The sequence below is a fragment of the Chromobacterium fluminis genome (assembly GCF_011602385.1).
GTDB lineage: Bacteria > Pseudomonadota > Gammaproteobacteria > Burkholderiales > Chromobacteriaceae > Chromobacterium > Chromobacterium fluminis.
In genome coordinates, this window is the sequence record NZ_JAAOMA010000089.1 from 1 (window position 1) to 8,329 (window position 8,329).

Sequence of the window (8,329 nt, forward strand, 5' to 3'; positions counted from 1 at the left end):
CGACTCCTGGCTGTTTGCGACGCGGGCGCAGTTTGAAGAACTGGCGCTGGACGCCTCGGGCCCCAGCGACTGGAAGCCGGCCCTGGTGACCGATGCGGCCGACCAAGTCACCCACCAAAGCTACGACGCCGCCGGCCGCCTGATCCAGGAAACGCGCGGCGAGGGCAAGCTGCAGGCCTCCACCACCTACCAGTTGGACGCCAAAGGCAATCGCCTTGCCGAAACCGACGCCAATGGCCACACCACCCGCCGCGACTACGACGCGCTGGGCCGCAAGGTGCGCGAAACCGACGCGCTGGGCGGCGTCACCGTCACCGAATACGACGCGGCCGGCAACGCGGTCAAGATCACAGATCCACGCGGCTACAGCGGCTACAACTATTACGACGCGCTCGGCCGCCAGACCCTGCACATCGATCCCGAAGGCTATGCCACCGCCACCGAGTACGACGCGCTCGGTCAGACCACCCGCATCACCCGCTACGCCCAACGTGTCGACACCGCCGCGCTCAAACCCGGCCTGACGCCGACCCTGATCGTCGATGCCCAGCGCGACGCGGTGACCCGGATCGAACACGATGCGCTGGGACGGCAAACCGTCCTCACCGACGCCGAAGGCGGCGTCGAGCGGATGGAGTACGACGGTCTGGGCAACAAGACCGCCTACACCAACCAACTGAATGGTGGCTATCGCTACGTCCACGACGCGCAGGGCCGGGTGCTCAAAGAGACCAGTCCGCTGGGCATCGTCAAACGCTTCGAATACGACGGCTTCGGCAACCGCACCCTGCAAGTGGAAGCCGAGGGCAAGCCGGAACAGCGCACCACCCGCTACCAATACGACGCCAACAACCGGCTGATCCGCCAGACCAGCGACGCGCTGCCGATCTTCACCCTGGACGGCGGCGAAGCCACGGTCAGCCCGAGCCAAAGCTGGCGCTACGACGCCGCCGGCCGGCAGATCGAATTCACCGACGCCAACGGCAAGATCACCCGCAGCCGCTACGATGCGCTGGGGCGTAAAACGGCGGAGCGCAACGGCGACGGCGTGTTGAGCGAATGGGACTACGACGCGGCGGGCAACATCCTCGTCCTGCGGGTTTACGCCAGCCCGGTGGGCCTGCCGGCGGACGGCGGCGTGCCGGCGCCGGCGAACGCCGATGTTCGCGAAACCCGTTACGTTTACGACGGCAACAACCGCCTGATCGAAACCCGCCTGCCGGGACAAACCGTCGGTCAGGGCGATGCGGCCAGCGGCCAGTACACCGTGGCGACCCAAGACCTGATCAGCGGCCAGCGCTACGACGCCAACGGCAACCTGATCGAAACCACCGACGCCCGCGGCGGCCGCAGCCACCACTACTACGACCGCGCCGGCCGCAAACGGCTGAGCGTCGACGCCGCCGGCTACGCCACCGCCTGGGACTACGACGCCGCCGGCCGGGCCATCCGCGAAACCCGCTACGCCAGCGCCCTGAGCGGCGCTTACGACAGCGCCACCCCGCTGGACACGCTACGCCAGCAACTCCAACCCCACGCCGACGACCGCGTGCGCGAAACCGACTACGACCGCATGGGCCGCATCAGCGTCGAGCGCAGCCTCGGCGTCCAGATAGCCAGCGCCGACGGCCAAAGCCAGAACGTGGTCACCGCCACCACCCGCTACCAGTACAACGCGCTGGGCAAGGTGACGCAAAAGACCGACGCCGCCGGCCAGGTCACCGACTGGCGCTACGACGCGCAAGGCCGGGAAACTCGACGTCAGGACGCCGCCTATACCGACTACGAAGGCCGCAGCGTGCGGCCGACCAGCGACAGCGAATACAACGGCCTGGACCAACTCAGCCGCCAGATCCGCCGCGGGCTGGACGAGGCCAGCGAAGCCGACGACCAGATCGTGCGCTACCAATACGGCGCCGGCGGCCGGCTACTGAGCCAGAGCGACGCGATGGGCAATACCATCCGTTACGACTACGACGCCGCGGGTCAGCTGACCCGAACCCAGCGATCGCGACGCCAGGCCGACGGTAGCGAAGTCAACGACGTGACCGGCTACCGCTACGACGCGGCCGGCCGCCAGACCGAAAGACGCGACCAGGCGACGGGGATGCGTTTCGAAACCCGTTACAACGCCTACGGCGAGATCGCGGGCAAACGCACCAGCGCCGACGGCCAGGGGGCGTGGCAGGAGTTCGCCGACTACGATGGCGCCGGCCGGGTGTTTCGTCGCAACGAAGGCGGGGTGACGCGCGCCTACCTGTACGACGCCAACGGCAACGCCACGTTGCAGATCGAGTCAGACAGCGTGGACCTGAGGCAATTGAGCCGTGATCAGATCCTGGCGGCGATCAACCGGCCGGACAGCGGCCTGCGGTTGACGATCAGCGAATACGACGGCCGCAACCAACGGGTACAGACCAAACAGCCGAAGATGGTGAACGCGCGGGACCAGGCCTTGGTGCAGGCGGAGCGCTGGGTGAGTGCGGTGCCGCAGGAGGGCAGCGGCGGGGTGGTGACGGCGGGGTCTACGAAGGCGCCGGGCGTGGCGGTGGAGAAGAATCCGCTGGTGGGGGGAACGGTTGGAGTTGGGGTTGGCGGAAATAAGGTAACAATTACGTCGGCTTCATTTTTTGGAGTACAGGAGAAGCTGGTTCGCGTTGGGGACACTTATAATGGCTCCAGAAAAATAGCTGAAGGATTTTTGATAAAATTTAATCTTGAGCGAGAGTTTCCTGAGTTGGGGAGTGGGAAGTTCCATATTCGGTTGAAAGCACGAGAAAAAGTGTGGCTTTATGCCCCCGGTCAGGTCCCACCGGATATTAATTGGGAAGGGAATGGATTTTCGGATGGAGGAGGGAAGTCATTCTCAGTGTTCGTGACTATGGAGAAACTGAGAGAGTTTGGCTTTCCTCTGGTAGATATAGGGTTTGTCGATGTGCCATATGTGTTTTCAGTGAGCTTTGATATTTATAAACAAACGGAGGCTGGTGATGTTTTTATTTCTAGTTTCGAAAGTGATAAATATATATATCATGAGATGCCAACCGTAACAGCTTGGAACCTTGGTGCAGTTGATGTAACAAAAGCAACATGGGTTGGTGGTCGTGTGGATGCTCAAAAAATCCATTTCCAAGCCCAACCTACCTCCGCTACACGGATGTATCTATATACTCGCCCGGCTGGCAGCAATGCTGGTTGGCAGTATGTCGAAGTGCCACGCATGCAGAGTAACGGCCGGGATATGGAGGGGTGGTTCGCCCTCGACTGGTCCGGCATGGCGCGCCAAGCGTACGAATTCCGCTATGTCGCCATGGACGCCGCCGGCAAGGTGCTCAACACCCGCCAGGGCACGATGAACCTCAACGACAGCGCGCCCACCATCTCCCAAAGCGAGGCCGCCGTCGACAGCGCCTTCATGTACAACACCGGCTGGGTCAATCTGACCCGGCTCGGCGAGGCCGCGGTGTCCTCGCGGCTGCGTTTCCGCACCCCGGGCGGCGAGTGGGGCGCCAGCCAGGTGCTGGCCGCCACCGGCATCAAGGGCTGGTTCCAGTTCCTGCCGTCCAACTACGGCCTGGCCGCCGGCCAGACCTGGGAGTATGAGCTCGAGCGCCTCGACGCCAACGGCCAGTCGCTGGGCGCGGTGGTCGGGGCCTTCCGCCCCGGCGAAGCGGCTTCCATCACCCAACCGGTCGCCTGGCGCGACCAGCCGCAGATCGTTCACATCGGCGGCAATCAGCCGGCGGCGGCCACCCGCGGCCTGATCCGCTACCGCAGCGCCGGCGGCGCCTGGGCCGAAGCGCCGCTGAGCCGCGCCGCCAACGGCGAATGGGACTGGGACAGCAGCGTGCTGGCCAAGGGCCTGAGCGCGCCGACGGTGTATGAGTTTGAATACCAGCTGTTCGACGCCAAGGGCCTGATGCTCAACCGCGCTGGCGGTCAACTGACGCTGGGCGGCGCCGCCGTCAGCGTCAATACCAAGGGCCTGACGCTGCCGCTGATGGTCAGCTTCAATCCGCCGCAGACCCAGGCCGCCCAGCTCTTGCTGTCCTACCGGAGCAAGGGCAGCCAGGGCGCCTGGACCCAGGCGGTGCTGAGCCGCAACGCCCAGGGCCAGTTCGCTTTGAACGCCGACGCGCTGGCCGCCGGCGACTACGAGTACCGCTACCAGCTGGCCGACGCCCAAGGCGCGCTGCTGACCGGCGCCGATGGTTCGGCGCTGGACGTCAGCGGCTATCTGCGCCGTAACAGCGGCGTCGACACCACCCGTCTTGATTGGGTGATCACCGGCACCAGCCAGAGCGAGCACAACATCCTCCGTCGCCAGCAGTACAACGCCTTCGGCGAAGTGAGCAGCGAAACCGACGGCCGCGGCAACAGCACCACCTTCGAGTACAGCGCCTTCGGCCAACTGCTGGCCAAGCAAGACCCGCAAACCGTGATCGTCGCGGCCGGCGACAAGGCTCCGCCGCCGGTGCGCACCCAGTACCGTTACGACGCGCTGGGCAATCTGGTGGCCACCGTCGACGCCAACGGTCAGCTCAACCGTCAAAGCTGGCTGGCCGGCGGCGAACGGGGCCAGGGCAAGAGCGGCGGCGAGGCGCACGCCGACGGCGGCGTCAAGCAACTGGGCTACGACGTGTTCGGCAATCTGCGTGTCAGCGTCGACGAAATCGGCCGCCGCAGCGATTACCGCTACAACGCCAACAACCAGCTGATCAGCTACAGCCAGCCCCTACGCGCCGACGGCCGCCGCGGCGTTGACGAATACGACTACGACAGCGCCGGCCAACGCATCGCCCATCGCAACAGTGCCGATGGCCACACCACCCTAAGCGCCAGCACCCAATACGACAGCCTGGGCCGGGTGCTGGCCACCGTCAGCGCCGCCGGGCGCCGGGTGAGCTACCGCTACCAGTGGGACGCCGCCATCGCCGGCGCCGGCGGCATCGTGGTGGGCGGCTGGCGCAGCGTCAAGACCGACGCCAACGGCCGTAGCCAGACCGACGACGTCAGCCTGTTCGGCCATAAGGTGGCCCATGTCGACCTGGGCAACCACCGCTTCAGCTACCGCTACAACCACGCCGGCCAGGTGGCCGAACAAAGCGGCAGCACCGGCCAGCACATCACTTACCAGTACTACGGCAACGGCTATCTGAAGAGCTTGTCCGACCACGCGCTGGACAGCTACACCCTGTATGAATACGACAACGACGGCAACAAGACCTTTGAAGGCTATACCAGCCTCAACAGCCAGAGCCGCGAGTTCTACCAGTACGCCAGGATAGAGTACGACGCGCGCAACCGGGTGACTCTGATCGAGGATCCCAAATTCCTGATCACCTACCGCTACGACGCCGTCGGCAACCGCCTCAACGTCAACAGCGTCTACCACGACGGCGTCGACGGCCAGAAGCGGACCCAGGATTACTGGTACCGTTACGACAGCATGAACCGCTTCGTCACCACCAAGGGCAGCAAGATCGACGGCCAGATCAGCCGCGGCCCGCAAGGCGGCGACGGCGTCGACATCCTCTACAACGCCGCCGGCGAACGGGTGCAGGCCATCAACGCCTCTGATGGAACCACCGAGACCTATACCTACAGCGCCGACGGCTATCTGGAGAGCACCCGCATCAATGGCAAGCTGGCCTCCCAGCGCGACAACGACCTGCTGGGGCGCGCCACCGCATACCGCGAATACCGCTGGAACGGCGACGGCGGCGTCAGCAGCCAGACCCAGTCCCGCTACGACGCCGACCACAAACTGCTGCAGCAAACCCGCGACGGCGCTAGCACCCTCTACTACTACCTGGCTGATGGCACTCTGGACCGTAGCGTGCAGCCCGATAGCGCCACCACTGTGACCAGTTACTACGGCTATGAATGGTGGGATGAAGCCAAGCAGAGCACCATCACCGCCCAGCCGTACAACAAGGACGCGCCGGGTTGGCAGCCGGGCTACTCCCATCTGCGCTACAACGTCAACGGCCACCTGATCGAAGCACGCGACGAAGCCAAAAACCGCAGCCTTCGCTACGTCAACAACGCCCAGGGCCTGGTGCTCAAGCGCGAGGAAATCGCCAGCGGCAGCACCTACAAACGGCAGGACTACTACTTCCTGGACGGCAAGCAGATCGGCTCGGTGGGCAATGACGGCGCCAGCCGGGTCGACTACGCCCAGGCCTTGGCGCAAAGCCAGATCGGCAACCGCAAAGACCAGTACCGCGAAGGCCAGCCGGTGAACAGCGCCGACTTCGACCAGAACTACGAACCGATCGGGCCGAACTACCCGGGGCAGACGCCGGGCTTCGTCACGGTGAAGGCGGGGGACACCCTGCAAAGCCTGGCGGCGTCGCTGTGGGGCGACCAGGCGATGTGGTATCTGCTGGCGGACGCCAACAGCTTGAGCGGCAGCGAGCCCTTGGCGGCGGGTCAAGTGCTGACAGTGCCGAACAAAGTGACGAATGTGCACAACAACAGCGGCACTTACCGGGTGTATAGCCCGGGCGAGGCGATTGGCGATGTGACGCCGACGCTGCCGGATCCGCCGCCGCCGCCGCCGCAGGATGGTGGCGGTTGTGGAGGGGTTGGGGCCATCTTTGTTGCGGTTGTTGCGGTCGTTGCGGTGGTGATGACGGCTGGCGCGGCAGCGCTTGCAATGGCTGGCACATTGAGCACTACCTTTGCGGCGGGTGGCTTAGGTGCAGTCATGGCCGCCGGTGGTTCAGTGCTAGCTGGTACAGCAATAGGAGGGCTGAGTGCGGGCGCACTGATGGGGGCTGCGGCTATCGGTGGTGCAGTAGGCTCCATCGTCAGCCAGGGTGTGGCGATGGCAATGGGGATGCAGGACCGCTTCTCCTGGGGGCAGGTGGGGCTGTCGGCGTTCTCGACGGCGGCGACCGCCGGCCTGGCGGGGGCGTCCAACACCTCCTCTTTGTCGGCCTTTGCCGGCAAGGGGCTGGGCGAGACGGTGGCGCGGACGATGGCGGTCAACGCGATGACCCAGGGTGTGGGCATGGCCACCGGGCTGCAAAAGTCCTTCAACTGGACCTCGGTGGCGGCCAGCGGCGCGGCGGCCGGGGTCAGCGGTTGGATGGGCGACAGCCTGGGCTGGAGCAGTGAGGATCCGGTGGCCGGCGTTGGCTACGGCACGTTGCGCGGCCTGGTATCGGGCGGCATCCAGTCGCAACTGACCGGCCAGCGACCGAACTGGAGCGCGATCGCGGCGGAATCGTTTGGCAGCGCGTTGGGTGACCAGGTGGTGAACGGCATCCAAAGTCAGGATAGGGCGCGACAACAGCAGAAGGCGGCGTTTGCCAAACAGGTACGCGACTGGGGCTTTAGCGGCCGGGCGGAAGCCCTGGTGCCGGCATGGCTCAGCCTGGATTCGGTGGGCAACGAGGCTGCTTATGCTGTGGTGGACGACGAGCCGGTGGCGCAACGCGCGACAGCGGCTAAGGCTGCTCCTGATCCGGCTCGTTCGAGTGCAATGAAGGGTAAGGTAAAGCCTCACAATTCAGCCAAAGCTCAAACAGAGTATGCTGCGAATTGGAAACTGCCAACAGCAGAAAGTGAAGCGCTGAACAATGTCTATTTTGAGATGTTGTTGGGCTTGCCGATGCTAGGGAGAACGGTGGTTGCAGAGGGCGCTAGCCTAGCTAGTAAATTTACGACGGCTATTTTTGGAGGGGGGATAAACTATGGGGCACAGAGGGTGTTCAATCCAAATCAACCTGTGAATTGGCTAGATGTTGGGCTAGGGACTGTTGGGGGGTGGTGGACGAATGGTGCAAGCTTGACAGGAACGGTTGTATTCAATACTTATGCCGCTAGTGTAAGTTCTGGCTTTCAGGGGCAGGACCCTTTGCCTGGTATGGCTGGTGCCGCAGCAGGTAGTGTTGTTGGTTTTGGTATTGGTAGCGTTGTAGCTAGACAACTAAATTTGAAGCTGAATCCATGGTATCGGTCAGACTGGATAACCGTTGGACCATATGAGGTAAAGGGATGGAATCAGCCGAGCGGGCTTCCCTCTTTTGTTGGTAATAATCTGGGTGGAATTACTCAGGAAGCAACTGGGGGCAATGTTGTTAATGCGTTACAACGTAATGGAGAGAAGAAGTGATTGTGTTTTTAAAGTTTTTTTTGACTAGGTTACTCGTGCAAACTCTTTTGTTTGTATTGATTTTTGTTTTTGGTTATATTTTTGCTATTTTTGCTTCACCAATTATTTCTTGGCCTTTTGTTGGGTATTTTAATTGGAATCTAGATCAGGGGCTTTTTTTTAGGGCGCTCAAGTGGGCAGTTATTTCAGGGGGGGCTTCAGGGG

General features: G+C 63.1%; 1 protein-coding gene. It reads left to right on the forward strand.

Translation table 11 applies throughout. From position 1 onward, the window contains the following. Nucleotides 1-85 precede the first annotated feature (85 nt). Nucleotides 86-8,125: a LysM peptidoglycan-binding domain-containing protein gene (locus tag HA052_RS28080; RefSeq protein WP_206119070.1), complete on the forward strand. Its 8,040-nt coding sequence runs from the start codon at nucleotides 86-88 to the stop codon at nucleotides 8,123-8,125. Nucleotides 8,126-8,329 lie beyond the last annotated feature (204 nt).